13 protein-coding genes are annotated in these 15,136 nt (G+C 42.5%); 2 read left to right on the top strand and 11 right to left on the bottom strand.

The genetic code is table 11. The annotated features are described in order from the left end of the window. Positions 1-108: 108 nt before the first annotated feature. From KXD93_RS17440 to ileS, 3 genes are read right to left on the bottom strand one after another with little or no spacing between them, the layout of a single operon-like run. Positions 109-714 carry a lipoprotein signal peptidase gene (locus tag KXD93_RS17440; RefSeq protein WP_258138582.1) on the bottom strand — a complete coding sequence of 202 codons (606 nt, stop codon included), beginning with the start codon at positions 712-714 and terminating at the stop codon, positions 109-111. Next, on the bottom strand, positions 715-1,098 hold the full coding sequence (locus KXD93_RS17445; RefSeq protein WP_258138583.1) for a TraR/DksA family transcriptional regulator: 384 nt from the start codon (positions 1,096-1,098) through the stop codon (positions 715-717). Continuing rightward, a complete protein-coding gene (ileS, locus tag KXD93_RS17450; RefSeq protein ID WP_258138584.1) occupies positions 1,099-4,479 on the bottom strand; it encodes an isoleucine--tRNA ligase in 3,381 nt (1,126 codons plus the stop codon). Positions 4,480-5,636: 1,157 nt separating this feature from the next. Between ileS and KXD93_RS17455 the strand changes: the two genes are divergently transcribed. Both KXD93_RS17455 and KXD93_RS17460 read left to right on the top strand, forming a co-directional pair. After that, complete coding sequence (locus tag KXD93_RS17455) at positions 5,637-7,361, top strand: NACHT domain-containing protein (protein ID WP_258138585.1); 1,725 nt, start codon at positions 5,637-5,639, stop codon at positions 7,359-7,361. 1 nt (position 7,362) lies between these two features. Beyond that, positions 7,363-8,091 (top strand): YEATS-associated helix-containing protein, encoded by a 729-nt coding sequence (locus tag KXD93_RS17460; protein WP_258138586.1) that lies wholly within the window; start codon positions 7,363-7,365, stop codon positions 8,089-8,091. Positions 8,092-8,297: 206 nt separating this feature from the next. Here KXD93_RS17460 and KXD93_RS30640 read toward each other — a convergent pair whose 3' ends face one another. The 8 genes from KXD93_RS30640 to KXD93_RS17495 all read right to left on the bottom strand — a co-directional run bounded on the left by KXD93_RS30640 (position 8,298) and on the right by KXD93_RS17495 (position 15,114). Then, positions 8,298-8,408 (bottom strand): DUF1731 domain-containing protein, encoded by a 111-nt coding sequence (locus KXD93_RS30640; protein ID WP_373417363.1) that lies wholly within the window; start codon positions 8,406-8,408, stop codon positions 8,298-8,300. A gap of 132 nt (positions 8,409-8,540) precedes the next feature. Then, positions 8,541-9,461, bottom strand: coding sequence for a TIGR01777 family oxidoreductase (locus tag KXD93_RS17465; protein ID WP_258138587.1), 921 nt, complete (start codon positions 9,459-9,461; stop codon positions 8,541-8,543). A gap of 39 nt (positions 9,462-9,500) precedes the next feature. Continuing rightward, positions 9,501-10,319, bottom strand: a complete 819-nt coding sequence (locus tag KXD93_RS17470) for a DCC1-like thiol-disulfide oxidoreductase family protein (RefSeq protein WP_258138589.1) — start codon at positions 10,317-10,319, stop codon at positions 9,501-9,503. A 420-nt stretch (positions 10,320-10,739) separates the two neighbouring features. Then, the gene (locus KXD93_RS17475; RefSeq protein ID WP_258138590.1) at positions 10,740-11,879 is read right to left on the bottom strand and encodes a formylglycine-generating enzyme family protein; all 1,140 of its coding nucleotides are present in this window, start codon (positions 11,877-11,879) and stop codon (positions 10,740-10,742) included. Positions 11,880-11,901: 22 nt separating this feature from the next. Then, a complete protein-coding gene (locus KXD93_RS17480; protein ID WP_258138592.1) occupies positions 11,902-13,770 on the bottom strand; it encodes an arylsulfatase in 1,869 nt (622 codons plus the stop codon). 21 nt (positions 13,771-13,791) lie between these two features. Then, positions 13,792-14,760 (bottom strand): sterol desaturase family protein, encoded by a 969-nt coding sequence (locus KXD93_RS17485; protein WP_258138593.1) that lies wholly within the window; start codon positions 14,758-14,760, stop codon positions 13,792-13,794. After that, a complete protein-coding gene (locus KXD93_RS17490; protein ID WP_258138594.1) occupies positions 14,744-14,944 on the bottom strand; it encodes a hypothetical protein in 201 nt (66 codons plus the stop codon). Before KXD93_RS17490 ends, KXD93_RS17485 begins: the two co-directional genes overlap by 17 nt. After that, positions 14,941-15,114, bottom strand: coding sequence for a hypothetical protein (locus KXD93_RS17495; RefSeq protein WP_258138595.1), 174 nt, complete (start codon positions 15,112-15,114; stop codon positions 14,941-14,943). The genes KXD93_RS17490 and KXD93_RS17495 overlap by 4 nt, the downstream gene beginning before the upstream one ends. Positions 15,115-15,136 lie beyond the last annotated feature (22 nt).

Raw genomic sequence — 15,136 nt, forward strand, 5'->3', positions numbered from 1 at the left:
GCCTTTGCCCACATGGTTCGACTAAGCTCACCATGACATCCCACTTTTGTCATTCTATTTCAGAACAAAGGCCTTTTAACTAATCTCCAGTCTCTAACCTCTGATTAACTAAACTTCCTCCATCTCACTATTCGGGCTGCTTACTTCCGGCACTTCGTGCTTGAAATAACGCTTCTGGAAGATCAGGATAGCGATGACGCCGACAGATATTGATGCATCTGCAAGGTTAAATATCGGTTGAAAGAATTCGAAATATTGGCCATGCCACACCGGAAACCACGACGGATACGTGCCTTTAATTAAAGGAAAATAAAACATATCCACTACCCGGCCTTCAAAAAGATGACCATGCTGGTATAGCAAACCGTAAAATGTTGAGTCGATAATATTACCCAAAGCACCGGCAAATATCAGTGCCACACACATGATCAATCCACGGTGGTATTTATGCTGAATGAGATAAACCAACCCATACCCGATACCGCAAACCGCCAAAATGCGGAACAATGTTAATACCAGTTTTCCAACCTTTCCGCCTAACTCCCAGCCAAAGGCCATGCCGTTGTTTTCGGTATAGCGCAGCATGCCATGGCTGCCCATAAAATGGATTTCAGTATTAAAATCCATATGCGTTCGAACCCAGGTTTTAATAACCTGGTCAATCAACACAATAAAGGCAGCTACTAAAAAAGGTCTTAAATAAACCGCCTTCATTTATTGCTTCAATTTTGCTTCCATACTCAAGGTAGTATGAGGTACTGCACGTAAACGCTCCTTAGGGATCAGTTTACCGGTTTCGCGGCAAATGCCATAAGTTTTGTTCTCGATACGAACCAAAGCTGCTTCCAGCTGCTCGATAAACTTTTTCTGGCGTGCAGCCAGTTGGTTTATTTGTTCCTTCTCCAGCGTAGCCGATCCGTCTTCCAGTGTTTTATAGGTACCGGCAGTATCGTCAGTGCCGTTTGCATTAGGCGAGCTTAGCGAAGTCGCAAGGGCGTTTAATTCTTCCTTTGCACTGCGCAGTTTCTCTAATATAATGCTCTTAAATTCCTGCAGGTCTGATTCAGAGTACCTTGTTTTTTCGTTTTCTTGTTTCATTTATATTTTACTAATAGCAATCAAAATTTCATTTCCATCTATCTCAACCAATTCACCCTCATTAAGCTCATTATCAAGCACAATGCGGTCCGCCAAAATTTCGGCGCAAATATATGATAAATTATTATTTATGGCTTTGTTAATAAAAGGGTGGTTACTGAGCTTCACATTTATCTTATCGGTAACTTCAAATTCATTCCCCTTACGCAGATTCTGGATCCGATTGATAAGCTCACGCGATATACCTTCCTGTTTCAGTTCGTCCGTTATGGTAACATCCAAGGCCACGGTTAGTTTTCCCAAATTTGCAACCTGCCATCCCGGAACATCTTCCGCAATGATCTCTACATCGGTAAGGTTGATCAAATGTTGGGTCGGCAATAGTAAATCGCCGTCATTTTCCAGCTTCGCAATATCATCCTGGCCTAAGTTGCCGATAGCTTCAGCAACAATCTTCATATCCTTACCCACCTTAGCGCCCAGGGCCTTAAAGTTTGGTTTGATCTTCTTTTTGATAAAGCCCGCGGTATCGGTAATGTATTCTATGCCCTTTATGTTGGTTTCAGAAAGGATCAGGTCTTTTACCTGCTCGATCTGTGCTTTAAACTTATTATCCAATATTGGCAATAAGATCTTGCTCAATGGCTGCCTTACGTTAATGCTTACCTTTTTACGAAGCGACAGCACCAGCGAAGAAATATCCTGCGCCATCTGCATCCGCTCTTCCAGAGCTTCATTCACCAAATCAGTATGGTACTCGGGGAAATAAGCCAGGTGAACCGACTCAAATTCCTCTTTTTTGGTGATGCTGTTCAGATCGGTATACAAACGCTCGGCAAAGAAAGGCGCAATTGGCGACATCAGCTTCGCGATGGTAGTTAAACAGGTATACAGCGTTTGGTAAGCCGACAGTTTATCTTCCGAATTATCCGACCTCCAAAAACGGCGGCGACTTAAACGCACGTACCAGTTGCTCAAATGTGCATCCACAAAATCCTGGATGGCGCGGGCGGCCTTGGTAGGCTCAAAATCAGCATAAAAAGCATCAACTTCCTTGCTCAGGGTATTCAGTAAGCTGATGATCCACTGGTCAATTTCCGGGCGGTCTTTTATCGCGATCTCTGCTTCACTGTAAGTAAATTGATCAATGTTGGCATACATCACAAAGAATGTATAGGTATTGTACAGTGTACCGAAGAATTTGCGGCGAACCTCATCGATCCCATCAACATTAAACTTCAGGTTATCCCATGGCGCCGCATTGCTGATCATGTACCAGCGCGGTGCATCGGCCCCAAATTTCTCAATGGTTTCAAACGGATCAACGCCGTTGCCCAAACGCTTCGACATTTTGTTGCCGTTCTTATCCAGCACCAAACCGTTCGAGATCACGTTTTTAAAGGCAACGCCCTTATTGCCGACTTCGGCATTTATCTTTTTAACCTCATCGCTGGTTTCGCTCAGCATTACCGCAATGGCATGCAGGGTAAAGAACCAGCCGCGGGTTTGGTCAACACCTTCGGCAATAAAATCAGCCGGGTAGGCATTTTTAAACGCATCTTTATTTTCAAACGGGAAATGCCATTGTGCGTAAGGCATGGCCCCGCTGTCGAACCAAACGTCAATCAGGTCGGGCTCGCGGAACATTGGTTTGCCGGTTGATGAAGTTAAGATCACATCATCAACATAAGGGCGGTGCAGATCATCAAGTTTAAAGCCCTCCGGCATTAAACCCGCTGCTATCGATTTTTCAATTTCGGCATCCAGATCGGCTATAGAGCCAATACACTTTTCCTCGCCGCCATTTTCCTCGCGCCAGATCGGCAGCGGAGTACCCCAGTAACGGGAGCGGGAAAGGTTCCAATCCACCAAATTTTCCAGCCAGTTACCAAAACGGCCTGTTCCGGTCGATTCCGGTTTCCAGTTGATGGTTTTGTTCAGCTCAACCATTTTATCCTTAACCGCCGTGGTACGGATAAACCAGCTGTCGAGCGGATAGTATAATATCGGCTCATCGCTGCGCCAGGAGTGCGGGTAGCTGTGTTCGTATTTTTTTACGTCGAACGCCTTGTTCTCAGTCTTTAGTTTGATCGAGATCAAAACGTCGGTAGCTTTAAAGCCCGGCGCTTCGCGTTCTTCCTTGGTATAATATTCTTCCTTAACGTAGTAGCCGGCAAAATCAGTAACCTCGTCAACAAATTTGCCCTGCTTGTTTACCAGCGGCACATCCTTGCCAAACTCATCCTTCACCATCACCGATGGTACGTTGTTTTCCTTACAGGCCCGGAAGTCATCCGCACCAAAAACAGATGCCGTGTGCACAATGCCGGTACCATCCTCAGTAGTAACAAAATCAGCAGGAATAACGCGGAAAGCATCCTTTTCCAGCAGTTCGTTGGTTACATAAGGCATCAGCTGCCAGTAGTGCAGGCCAACTAATTGTGACCCTTTATAATTTCCTTTTACTTCCCATGGGATCACCTTATCACCGCCTTTGTAATCGGCAAACGATGCGTTTTCGCCTTCGGCTTTAAAGTGCTTGCCAACTAAATCTTTAGCCAATATCACCGTAACAGGCTCAAAAGTGTAAGGGTTAAAGGTGGCAATCTTTACGTAATCTATCTTTTCCCCAACTGCCAGTGCGCAGTTTGACGGTAAGGTCCATGGGGTAGTTGTCCAGGCTAATATGTACAAGTCCGAATTGATGTTCTCAAACAAAAACTCCGAATCCTGATCTTTTTTCAGCTTAAACTGTGCGGTGATACTGGTGTCCTTCACCATTTTATAAGTACCCGGCTGGTTCAGCTCGTGCGAGCTAAGGCCGGTACCCGATTTTGGCGAATATGGCTGTACGGTATAACCTTTGTATAATAATCCTTTATCGTAAAACTCCTTCAGGATCCACCAAAGCGACTCAATGTATTCGTTTTTGTAGGTGATGTAAGGATTTTCCAAATCAACCCAGTAACCCATTTTTTCAGTAAGGTCGTTCCAGATATCGGTATAGCGCATCACCTCCTTGCGGCAGGCGTCGTTATAATCTTTAACCGAGATCTTTTTGCCGATATCATCCTTGGTAATGCCCAAAGCCTTTTCAACAGCCAGCTCAATAGGCAGGCCGTGGGTATCCCAGCCGCCCTTGCGTTTTACCTGGTACCCTTTAAGGGTTTTGTAGCGGCAAAAAATATCTTTTATGGCGCGCGCCATTACGTGGTGAATCCCGGGCATGCCATTTGCACTCGGCGGCCCTTCGTAAAATGTGTACGGGTTATCTGCCGGGCGACTGCTGATGCTCTTTTCAAAAATGCTGTTCTGTTTCCAGAAATCAAGTACATCCTTGCCTGTCTGCGATAAGTTTAACTGCTTATATTCCTTGTACATCCACCTCAAATTTTAGAGGTTGCAAAAATACGGATTTTTATATTAAATACTAAGGTTATACGCGTTAATATGCAGCTTTTTAAAGCATAGTGGGTGCTTTTTTACTTAATTTCTAGAGACTTACGAAGTTTGCGAAACTTCGTAAGTCTTATAACTCCGGCCGAAAGCATTTTATGAGCTATCAACCCTGTTAAAATCGCCTGGTGCATTAATAAAACACACCCAAGCGCCTAATAAATGCGCCTTTATCAGGGGTAAAACCTGATTTTAACCCTGATAAAAATTTAAATTACGATGGAGCAGGAGGTTTTGCCCCTGATAAAAAAATCAATTACCAGGGCGAAACTGTTTTTACCCCTGATAAAATTTTTGATTACGATGGTAAACCCTGCTTTTGCCCCTGATAAAAATTTCAATTACGATGGAAGAACGCGTTTTACCCCTGAGAAGAATATTTATTAACTAATTGAAATTCAATAAAATATACAGAAAATAAGTAAAAGAACGGTTAAAAAAGTGAAAAATATTGAATGAACCTGTAGGGAGGTAGGAGAGGATTTAGCTCTTCGGTTGCGGCTGATACAAAGATACGAAATTGGGGGCGGATTTGGAAGCCCAATGCTATTTGACAATTTTTTTGTTGTTAAATATTTTGACAATAAAAAAATTGTTATTTCTCCTGTCTTCGCAGGTTCTCCTGAAAGGGAACCTGCGCCGCTTACCAAGTATTTAAACGGCATAATCATTATCATAATTCTGCTAACCAAATGATGGTGGAAATTTGTCTGAACTTTGATTTAGGGGATTTAGGGATTAGCTTGATGAGGGAGGATTGGTGTTGCCGAAGTAACATTTTATAATACAAATTGTAGTTTTATGCTATTTGTGATTGGGTTGTTGGCTACCATCCTCTTTATTACCTAAACGTGGTGTCACAAGAACTCCACCTCTTTGGGTTTTTGCGCTACATTAGCGCCAAAATGGGACATACTTCTGAGAAAGACGGAGGCATTTAAGCCAAAACTATAATGCCATCGAATTCTGCATTTATTTATCTTTTGCTTTTTATTATTATATTTAAAAACTTAACCTGAATTCACGTTTCTTAACATAAATTTAATTATTAAAACTTCCTGCACTAACCTCGACTATAAACCATGGAATTGTTTAAAGACTTAATAGAAAGAGCATTAGGAAAGCTAAAGCTTAGTCCAGACGTATATGCGTTACTATACAATAGAATAAAAGATTTCGAAACAGAGGAATATAATAGATGTTATTATTCTAAGACTATTTTACACAGAACAGAGCCAGTAAAGCTGAATGAGTTTTATCAACCCTTGTTTATTCGAAAATATGGTAAAAATCACCGAGATGAAAGAATCGAAACTCATTCGTCCAGTAATTTGTTTGGCAGTAATAGATTTATAACTTTACTAGGTACCGCAGGAAGCGGAAAAAGCACCATTGTGAAATATCTTTCTGTCAATTGTGCTGATATAAATTTCAAAATTCCTGTTAAGATTGAGTTGAGATATCTAAATAAATACAATGGCACGTTGTTAAAATTTATTGAAGAAGAAATATTCAAGTGCGAAACTCTAAATATTGACAAAAGGACGATAGCCAAGGTTTTAAATTCCGGCGAGTTTGTTTTTTTCTTCGATGGGTACGATGAGTTAAGTTCAACGATAAAAGAAAGGACGACAAAGGAAATTAATGACTTTACAACCTCGTATTCAAACAACTATTATCTACTGACATCGCGGCCTTATACCAATATTGAACTACTTTCTGGATTTTCAAATTTTGAAGTTTGCGAGCTTAACAACGATGAAATCGAGCAATTCGTTAGAAAGCAAATACCTACAACTGAGCATGAGATATCCTCAAAAATATTGGAAGCTATAAATGAAGATAGCAACCAATCCTATATGACTTTTTTGAGTAATCCGTTATTATTATCAATGTTTATCTTAACATTTCAGACCTATTCGAATATTCCTCCTAAAAAAAGTGCCTTTTATCACCAAGTTTTCGACTCGTTATACTATCTGCATGATAGTATGTCAAAACTCGCGTATGACAGAGAAAAAAAGTCAGGGCTTAGTAAAGAACAGTTTGAGCAGGTCTTAAAGATGTTTTCTTATATTTCATTCTTTAAGCAGATTTTTGTTTTTGATGAAGCATTTATAAATAGCATTTTAGATAAAATAAAAGAAAATAAGAAGAATTTGACATTTAGTAATGAGCATTTATTAGATGATTTACAAGTGGCAATATGCATTTTGCAAAAAGAGGGTCTTGATTATGTGTTTCCTCATAGGTCTCTGCAAGAATATTTTTCCAGTTTGTATATTGTTGGGTTAGAAGGCAAACCTAAACAAGAAGCTTATTTGAAAATTTATAATTCTTTGAAAAACTATGATATTATCGAACTCATAACTAAGGATAATTTTTTTAGTCTACTAGTGGAACAAGATGAACAAGGCGTAATTAAACATTTGACAATTCCATTTTTAGAACAAATTACAAATGATTTAAAATCATCCATAACTTCCACGAAGGGTGAAAATATTTCGATGTCGATGCTTTTCTATTTATCAATGACACACAGCAAATTAGATATCTTATCCGGCCTTTTAGCAATTGTTTCAGATTTTTCAATCGCCAGGATGGGCATTATGCGAGACAATTTAAACCCGCAATCAAAAAGAACATTAACTTTAACAGTTTCAAAAAATGCAAATGCTAAGATTAAAGAAATATTAGAGCCTCATATAAAATCGTTAAAACTGAACGTTCCCAAGTTTACGAAATCGTTAAAGCTTTATCTAAATGAAGAAATTGAAAGTGATAGTTCGATTATAGACCTTATCTGATATGGAAAAAGCAGAAATGTACACATGCAATAGTCATGAAATAATTTTAGTCGTATTGTTGATATTCGTTGGAGGTTTTGCGGGATTTATAAATTCGTTTAGAAACATTGTACCTCATAAAAAATTGTATCAATATGTTTTTTCTGGCATCGGAGCGGCGACTTTAGTCCCTTTATTTCTAAATATGCTTTCTAGCAATCTTATAAAATATCAATCAAACTATGATAGTATCAACTATTTTGTTTTCGCGGGGTTCTGCTTTATTGCAGGTTATTTTTCCGATAGGTTTATAGATTCTATAGGCGAAAAGATTTTGAAGGAAATTCAACAAACTAAGAATGATGTAGAAAAAGCGAACAATAATATTGATGAAAATGCAAATCTATTAAAAGAAACCTCTCAGATAATCGAAACGTTAATCGAAAATGATTTGGACGAGGATGATAGTGACGCTGAATCACGAGCTATTATTTATGACACAGAAGTGTCATCTAACTTGGATAATGATTTAACAATAAAAAGGCAGCATATATTAAATTCTTTTAAAGATACTTACAAATTTAGAAGTGTAAACGGGATTGCCAAAGAGTTACTTTATACCCCCGATATAGTCGAGCTTCTTTTAAATGATTTGGAGCAACAAAGGTTAGTTAAGAAGATTAATTCTCCAAGCGGCAAAATATTTTGGACTTTGACACGTGTAGGGCACTTGATGATTGATAAGAGCTAAGTTAAAACAACAATGGATATTTAAACTTAAGCATAAGCAACTTCTGCGGCAAGTAATTCCTAGCAGCCTGATGTCTGTCTCCGTAGGTTCTCCCGAAAGGTAACCTGTGCCATGTACTAGGTATGTAGGCGGTGTAATTATGTCCAACCGTTTTCTGCAAACCATCTCAGGTAGGCCCTACGGAGACAGAATCAGAATCACTGCACCTATCTCACCCCAATATCTCCCTCACCGCCCCCCCCAATCTCCCCATACTCAAATACAAACCCGCTCTCCAATAACCGCTTTGGCAATACCCACCTGCTTTTAAAGATCAATTATGTCTTCGCAGGTTCTCCTGAAAGGGAACCTGCGCCGCCTGCCAGGTATATAAGCGGCATCACCTCATGATCATAACATTCTACAAACCATCGCAGGATCCTCTGCGAGAGATCCTGCGGGAACGTGAATCACTTCCCCAATATCTCCCTCACCGCCCCTCCAATCTCCCCATACTCAAATACAAACCCGCTCTCCAATAACCGCTTTGGCAATACCCACCGGCTTTTAAAGATCAATTCCGTTTCGGTGCGAATCACTACTGCACCCATTTCCAGCAGCCAGGCAGGTGCAGGCAAACCAAATGGCATTCCATAAATTTTGCGGATGGTGCGCATCAACACGGAATTTTTTACAGGCACTGGCGCGGTGCAATTAAACACGCCCTTCAATTCCTGGTGATCGATCAGCCATTCTGTTGTGCGGGCAACATCGTGCTCATGTACCCATGAAACATATTGTTCGCCATCGCCCTGCATGCCGCCCATGCCCAGCTTTACCAGGTTCAGCAAGCGCGGAAAAACGCTGTCGCTGCGGCCGAGCACAATGCCCATTCTTAATGCCACCTTCCGGGTTTTTGGTGTTTCAAATTTGTTAAAGGCGGCCTCCCAGCGTCGGCATACATCAACAGAAAAGCCGGTACCGATCTCACCGGTTTCCTCATCCTGCGGACGGTCCTCCGCATGTCGGTAAATGGTTGCTGAGGTAATATTGATCCAAAGCTTTGGCGGCTCAAAAAGATCATGGATCACTTCGCCCAATAATTCTGTTGGCTGTAATCTTGAGGCATAGATCTCTGCCTTGTTTTTTTCGGTATAGCGGCAATTCACATTTTTGCCGCACAGGTTTACCAGCATGTCGGCGTTTACCAGCTCGGCGGTCCATTTGCCGCGGGTTTTGCCGTCCCATGTTACGGTGCGAATGTTATGCTCCGTTTCTTGTTCACGCCGACTGATGATCACCACCTCTTCGGCTTTATCCTTATAATAATCAGCCAGCACCTTGCCCAGGTAACCATTACCTCCGGCGAGGACTATCTTTTTGTATTTCATTGTTTGGTTGATTGAGTTGATTAGGTTGGATTGGGTTGATTAAGTTAAGAATATTACTGCCAACAATGCCACCCTGTAAAACGCCCAGCTAATGGTCATCGTCCAGCCCAGTTGCATTAGTTTCGTTCTGCGGATGTGTTCTAAAAACATCAAACCGGCGGTCGCCATAAAATACACAATAAAAAACAATGGCGGGATCTGAACCAGGTGACTAAATATCAGCATAACCAAAAGCAGCAAGCTGCCGGCAAAGGAAATGGTCATCATATTGCCAAGGTAATCCCAAAGCTTGTCTTTTGCGAAAGTGCTGATGATGATGCCCTGGAAAATAATCTGTCCGCCGCAAATCATGTATTCGCGGTAAGCATTTCCCAGCGGCACAGCCGGGCTCAATAAATGTGCATACGCCGTTAAAATATAACCGGTACAAAACCAGGTGAACAGCAAATAAGCCACGCGGTAATGTTTTTTAAATGTGGGCTGGTAAGCAAAACTGTTACCGGCTTCGTCAGCCGGGATGATCACCCTCCTGTTGTATGAGATAAAAGCGTAAACTTTGCTCATCAGCCAGGTAAACGGCTTAAAGGCAAACAGCGGCTTAAATACCGGGCAGGCATTACCCAGGATTTTAAAGATACTGGCTATTCCATAGGTTACCTCTCCCGTTTCCTGGTTAACCAGGGCTATTTCATTCACCGCGCGCTGCCTGTCAATCAGCGGACAAGTACCCATCTCTTCCTGGTAGGGAGCCCTGCCTTCTTTATCCAGCATCCCGGTATCTACAAATGCTTTGGTATACATTTTACACATGGGGCATTCACCATCAAACAGGATCGTGTGGTTTTCTAATGTTTTCATATCTTTCAATAATTAATGAAATATATCGATAAAAAATATATCAGCGTTTTTGTGGCTGATCTGGCTTCTTCCAGAGACGCAAAGTATTGCGTCTCTACAATAACAGAACAAATATAAACAATATTTTAAACTTTCAGTAATTATTGAAAATAAACTAAGATTTATAGGATAAAAAGATTTTAAGATAACGCGGGAGATATTTGCTGCTATTTTTAAAGATTGCAAGGCTCCTAAAATCCTTACCTTAATGAACTATGATTTACAGGAGAGAAAGATTTTAAGATAACGCGAGGTACTTTGCAAGGCTCCTAAAATCCTTCTCTCCTATAAATCTTAGTCAAAAAAGGCCCCGCAGCAAAACTGCTGCAGGGCCCGGTCAGTTAACAGTTAATTATTTTTATGCTGATATATACAGCGTTTTTATAAATCCTTTACACACCTGAAACCCAGGTGCTCCATCCCACTGTCTTCCGTGCTTTTCATCCGTCGCGATACCCTGTAACCTGTACAGTAACTCTCATTACACAAAAAAGAACCTCCTCTTATCACGCGTTTTTTTGCATAAGGTTCGTCAGGATCAAAACTATTCGCTGGCCCCTTAGGATTAACCGCGCCCTTAGTGAGGGTACTGTAATATTTATTGTTGTAGTAATCAGCGCACCACTCCCATACATTTCCCGCCATGTCATATAGTCCATACCCATTTGCTGCAAATGAGGCAACCGGGGCAAGTCCGTAAAATTTATCCTTTAAGGTATTATTGTCGGGAAAACGCCCCTGCCAGGTATTTGCCTTAACCTTACCCTCGTCGACGGGTTCATTACCCCAGGGATAAACTTTATCCTGTAAGCCTCCGCGGGCTGCCCACTCCCACTCTGCCTCTGTAGGCAGGCGCTTACCCGCCCATTTGCTGTACGCAGCGGCATCATCCCATGAAACGTGTACGACCGGGTAATTTCCCTTCCCTTTAATACTGCTGCCGGGGCCATGCGGATGTTTCCAGTCGGCCCCTTTTTTCCACGACCACCACTGGCTGTAATCATTTAGCGCCACCGCATGGTTCGGGGGTGTAAACACCAGCGAGGCGGCTACCAGCACACTGTCATCGGGTTTGGGCGTTCCCGGCGGCAGTTGCTTTTTCATCTCGTTCCAGTCGGGTTTCCGTTCTGCCGTTGTAACGTACCCGGTAGCTTTTACAAAGCTGCTGAATTGCGCATTTGTCACCTCTGTTGCGTCCATCCAAAAGGCCTTTACTGTTACCTTATGCCGGGGATATTCATCTTCTTCGGCCTGGCTGTTATTACCGCCCATTACAAATGCACCGGGTTTTATTAAAACCATACCCGGATGCAATTTATCAATACCACTTGCTGCTATAGTTGGCTGCACATTGGCCTTAACAAAGGCAAAGCGGGCCGGGATATTTGATTCACAGCAAATTCTTCTTTTACTGCCAATAGCATTTGGCTGTTTAGGATAAGTCGTGGTAACAGGAACCGGTTTTTGCTTACACGCAAAGCAAAAACCGGTTAATAAAACTATTAGTTTCAATGGTCGCATCCTGATCAACAATTAATTGCCATTATTTACTGGGATCAACCGGCGGCTTATCCGTTTTATGGATTCGCCCTTTAATTACATCCTCCCAATCAATAAACGGATAAATGTTATTCTTTTTGGCCTGGTCGTCATACAGCGCCACTAACTCCTTCAATTTATCCGGGTATTTTGCAGCGAGGTTGATCCGCTCGTTAAAGTCGGTTTTAAGGTCGTACAACTCCCATACATCCGAGTCAAAGTTTGTTGCTCCGGGTGCTTTGTCCAGATGTGGTTTGGTAAGATCAGTAAAATCAGGGTGATGATAAACTTCCGCCTTCCAGCCATCCTTATAAATTGAGCGGGAACCAAAAATATAATAGTACTGCAACAGGTGCTTTGATGGAGCCGACGCGTTTTCAAACGAATAAACCAGCGAAGTTCCCTGCAATGTATCCTGTTTAATGCCCCTGATATACTCCGGCGCCTTTATGCCCAGGTACTCCAGTGTGGTGGGCAAAATGTCATTTACATGCCCATACTGCGTACGGATGCTGCCTCCGTCCTTTATCCCTTTCGGATAATAAACAATAAGCGGGTTACGGGTACCACCCTCGGCATTGGCGTCCTGCTTCCAGTATTTAAACGGTGTATTTGCAGCCTGTGCCCATCCCAACGGATAATTGGTTTGCGTACCTTCAGGGGTTCCTATTTCACCTATTTTATCCAGGTTGTGTTGTATATTTTCCTGTTCGTTTACCTGTAATCGCGAAGCACGGTCAATATCGCCATTTAACGTACCTTCTTTACTTGCGCCATTATCGCCTATGATTACAAATATTAAGGTATTGTCAAGCTGCTTGCTGGTTTTCAGATAGGTAATCAGCTTGCCTACTTCGTTATCCGCATAGGTTAAATAGCCGGCATACACCTCCATAAAACGCGCATACAACTTTTTCTCATCAGCCGAAAGCGATTTCCAGGCTTTAATGTTTGGGTTACGCTCCGGCAATACCGCATTTGCAGGTATTATTCCCAGCTTTTTCTGCCTGGCAAAAACTGTTTCCCTGAACACATCCCATCCCTCGTCAAACTTTCCTTTATAAAGGTCGCTCCACTCCTTTGCTACCTGGTGCGGGGCGTGTGTTGCGCCCGGCGCATAATAAAGAAAGAACGGTTTATCGGGCGCTACTTTTTGCTGCCTGCTAAGGTAACTGATCGCCTTGTCAGTGATCTGCTCATTCAGGTTCCTGCCATCTGTTGGTACATGTGCATTATCCTCAACCAGGTCTGGTTTGTACTGGTCAGTTTGTGAGCCTAAAAATCCAAAAAAGTGATCAAAGCCCTTACCGGATGGCCAGCGGTCAAACGGACCGGCGTCTGTAGCATCCTCATCAGGCGTTAAGCCATACTTACCCACAGCAAAGGTATTGTACCCGTTCTCGCGCAGGATCTCGGCAATGGTGCCTTTGTCCGACGGGATACGACCATCGTAACCCGGAAAGCCTGCCGACAATGCAGTGTGCGCAAATCCGCCCATATGCACGTAATGATGGTTACGCCCGGTTAACAGCGCCGACCGGGTTGGCGCACAGATCCCCGCCGTGTGAAAGTTGGTATACCTGAGCCCCTTGCCGGCCAGCGAGTCAAAATTGGGCGTGCTGATAACGCCACCAAAAGTTGAGCTTGCGCCGTAGCCCACATCGTCCAGCAAGATCCACACCACATTCGGCGCACCTTTGGGCGCCTTAATGTTAGTGTTCCATGATTCCTTTGAATCTGCAAGGGTTTTACCAACTGTACCCTTAAATGGCTGTTGCTGCTGGGTAAAGTTTTGTGCCGATGCATAATCAACCATCAATAAGCCAGCTAATAAATAGCTGAGCTTACTGATGGTTTTTACTGATATTTTCATTTTTTTATGGTTGATAGAGGTTTAATTTTGATAAACAGCCGCCAGTTCGTTTGTTAAACCGGGCTGCACTATCCTTTTATTGTTTTCGTTCGGCTCCGCTGCCGATTTATTAAAATCGTCTAAACGCACCACCGGCCCATTGGCTGCCAGCTCACTGCCCTCCACCTTCGATTTAAATATCGGCCACAATAATTGCGCATACCATTGGTCGCCTTCGTAATGCGAGATCCCGTATGCTTTAGGGTATTGACGGGAGATCAAAGCCGTACCGAAAATAATATCCCACAAAAAGAACATATTGCCAAAGTTGCCTTTGTAATGCCCAACGCCATCATCAGTAGTAGCGGCGTGGTGCGCATGGTGTGTTGCCGGGGTTGATATGGTACGTTCCAGCACCCAGGCTAAGGGATGAAGCACTTTATATTTATAAAAAGGCTTATCCCACGGGATGCTTGAATGCGCAAGCGTAGTAATGGTTCCTTTTATGCCGCGCACAATAATGGCCGGGATACCTAAGCCCATGTAAACCAGGGCTGCGGTCAAATAGGTCTGTGAAAAGAAAAGCGTGTAGATAGCATTTTGCCTGCTCGCCATTGCCATCCCCATGTACGAGGCCGAATGGTGTGTACGGTGAAAGCGCCATAGCCACGGAATTTCATGGTGTAGCCTGTGGTACCAGTATTGTGTAAGGTCATCTGCTACAGCAATAATTATCAGGCCCCAAAAGAGCGGAACCCAGCCAAATTCATTTTTAAATGCCGGAAGCGCCAATGGCAAAAGCTTAAGTGAATAGTATGCTACTGCAGGCCTTATAATCAACCGCGGAAGCGTAAAGCAGGCGATATCAACAAACTTTTCATTTTTAGGCCATTTCCTTTTATACAGCCCGAATGAAAATTCGAGTACGCCGATAAAAAATACTAAAAATGGGAAACCGTAGCTGTCCAGGTTTGCCACTATCTTTTTTACAAATTCAATCGCTGTTTCCATTGTTGCTTGAGTTTTTAGAGTTTACTGATTTAGTTGCTTCGTTTTTATGCTGTTTTTTATTCCATGGCCTTTGTCCGGTTATGGAAAAGGTGATGAACATAAGTGCTATAGGCAGCACGTAAATGAATAAGCTCAGGAACGCGTTCCTGACTATTCGTTGTTTGGTGGCTTCTTCTATCTTCATAGTTTATTGGTTTTAATTTGTTTAGCAATGGGTTGTTTAGCTGTTTCATTGTCGGATAATAGTTTTCTTGTGAGCCATAATCCGCCGAAAATGATGATGAAGGGTACCAGTGTGACGATAATGCCAACCAGTATTTTCTTCCCTAAAATTGTTACATCTGATACTGTCATACGCTTTGGTTTTTTATTGATG

Source organism: Mucilaginibacter phenanthrenivorans (assembly GCF_024721155.1).
GTDB classification, from domain to species: domain Bacteria; phylum Bacteroidota; class Bacteroidia; order Sphingobacteriales; family Sphingobacteriaceae; genus Mucilaginibacter; species Mucilaginibacter phenanthrenivorans.